The following is a 2,193-nucleotide window of genomic DNA, read 5'->3' as shown; positions in this document are numbered from 1 at the left end:
GACATGGCGGATGTGTCACTCCATGTGCGCGGTGTGATTGAAATTCAGGATTCGGGGTGGTTCCCCGAACTCGATTTCGGTCACGCCGCAGTTGCTTGCGTGGTATTCGCGCCAGTCTTCTGGTTTGCCAAGGATCTGAGCGATGCCCAGGGCGGAGGCCGCACCGTGTGTGACGACCACAACGTAGCCGTCATGCTCGCGCGCGATACGCGTCACGCTCGCCACGAAACGATCGATCACCTGCGCGCGCGATTCCCCGCCCGGAGGAGTGAAGTCGCGATCCGCGGCCACCTTCTGAAAGAAATCCAGTTCTTCGAGCAGGACCTGATAGTGCTTTCCTTCGAGTTCGCCGATGCACCACTCGGCGAGTCCCGCGTCGTGAATCGGGTCGGCACCCAGGGATCGGCCGATCGCCTCGGCCGTGTGGCGAGCGCGTTCCAGAGGACTGGTGTATAGAGCGCTGCAATTCGGGAATTCGTCACGGACGAAGTCGGCCACTTGTCGTGCCTGGATCCGGCCCAGTTCGGTGAGTGGGCTGTCGGTCGATCCGTGCCAGACGGCACTCGAATTCGCCTCGATGTGACCGTGGCGGACCACGACGAGTCGCGTTGGGTTTTCCGTATTGCTCACTCGAACTCCAATCTCGCGGTCTTCGAGATCTGTCCGGCGAACACCGCGGGGTCCGTCGTCGGCGCGTCACACACGCGGTTCTCACAAACATAGGCGGTCACCGCACCTCCCTGGGCCTTCTTGTCGCGGACCAATGGAACCACGCCGGCGTGGGCTTCGAGGTCGGCACCTTGTCGGACGATCGAGACGATCCTGCTCGGCAGATAGTGATTTCGCAGCGGGGCGAGCATGGCTGAAGGATCTGCTCCGGAAGAGGGGGCGACGATCACGATTTCCTTGGTGGTTTCGGTCTGGTAGTCCACGGCCAGAAGCATCTCCGCGATCGAGGTCGGTCGTTGCGTCAGAGCATCGTAATAGGCGGAGAAGAGCAGCGAGGCGGACTCGATATAAGCGATGTTCTGGGTGTACTCCGAGAGGCGCAGCAGGTTGAGTGCGGCCACGCCATTGCCGGCCGGTAGCGCGCCATCCCTGGACGGTTTTTCGCGAGCGATCAGGCTCTCGTGATCATTGGCGCTGCGGAAATACCCTCCGCCGATATCGTCGTGGTAGTGCTCGTCGAGTGTCGACTGGAGTCGTTCGGCCGCACGGATCCAGCGGGGATCGGGAGCTGCTTCGTAGAGGTCGAGAAAGGCTGCGATCGCGAACGAGTAGTCCTCGAGGAAGGCGGGACCCCGGGCGCGGGTGCCGCGCAGGACACGGCGCAGTCGGTTCTCCTGCAGTCCGTGATCCAGGATCAACTCGGCGGCTCGAACCGCGTGCCGTGTGTACGAAGCTTCCCCAAGAACGAAGCCCGCACGAGCGAACGACGAGATCATCAATCCGTTCCATCCGACCAGGATCTTGTCGTCGCGCAACGGTGCCGGTCGTTTCGAACGCGCGGCGTAGAGTTTTGCCCGGGCATCGACGAGTTGAGATCGCACGCTGTCCGGGGATGCACCTAGATCCTTGGCGACTCTGGCCAGTTCGCGCCAGTGATGCAGGATGTTCCGACCCTCGAAGTTGCCCGCTTCCGTCACTCCGTAGTAGGCGCCAAAGGTCTGCGCCAGTTCCTGGCCAAGTACGGCGTCGAGTTCGGCCGGAGTCCAGGTGTAGAAATAGCCCTCCTCCGTCTCTCCGCTCGGGCCGATGCTGTCCGCGTCGCTGGCTGAGTAGAAACCACCCTCTGGAGAGGTCATTTCGCGAATTACGTAGTCCAAAGTCTCGCGCACGATGCGTTCGTACTCGGGACGACCTGTGACCTGAAACGCTTCGAGATAGGCGAGCGAGAGTTGTGCGTTGTCGTACAGCATCTTTTCGAAGTGCGGCACAAGCCAGCGGACTTCGGTGGAGTAGCGATGGAAACCGCCACCGACATGGTCGTAGATGCCGCCCGCCGCCATCTTGTCGAGCGCGAGCGTCGCCATATCGAGGGCGCGCGAGTCCCCCGTGCGACGCTGGTAGCGAAGCAGGAAGCGAATCGGCAATCGAGACGGGAACTTCGTCTGCCGGCCGACTCCTCCCCAGGTCGGATCGGCGACTCGTGCGTAACGGTCCGCAGCCAGGCGCATGACGTCCGCACCGGGG

At 62.4% G+C, this 2,193-nt stretch carries 2 protein-coding genes; both read right to left on the bottom strand.

Going from position 1 to position 2,193, the window contains the following annotated elements; translation table 11 throughout:
• Window positions 1–15: 15 nt before the first annotated feature.
• On the bottom strand, window positions 16–630 hold the full coding sequence (locus tag GY725_10215; GenBank protein MCP4004558.1) for a histidine phosphatase family protein: 615 nt from the start codon (window positions 628–630) through the stop codon (window positions 16–18).
• Window positions 627–2,193: thioredoxin domain-containing protein (locus GY725_10210; protein ID MCP4004557.1), on the bottom strand; the 1,567-nt coding region annotated here is incomplete at its 5' end. The genes GY725_10215 and GY725_10210, both read right to left, overlap by 4 nt.

The organism is bacterium, assembly GCA_024226335.1.
Taxonomy (GTDB): domain Bacteria; phylum Myxococcota_A; class UBA9160; order SZUA-336; family SZUA-336; genus JAAELY01.
The sequence above is the reverse complement of the archived record's forward strand: the minus strand, read 5'-3'. Positions and strand labels throughout refer to the sequence as shown.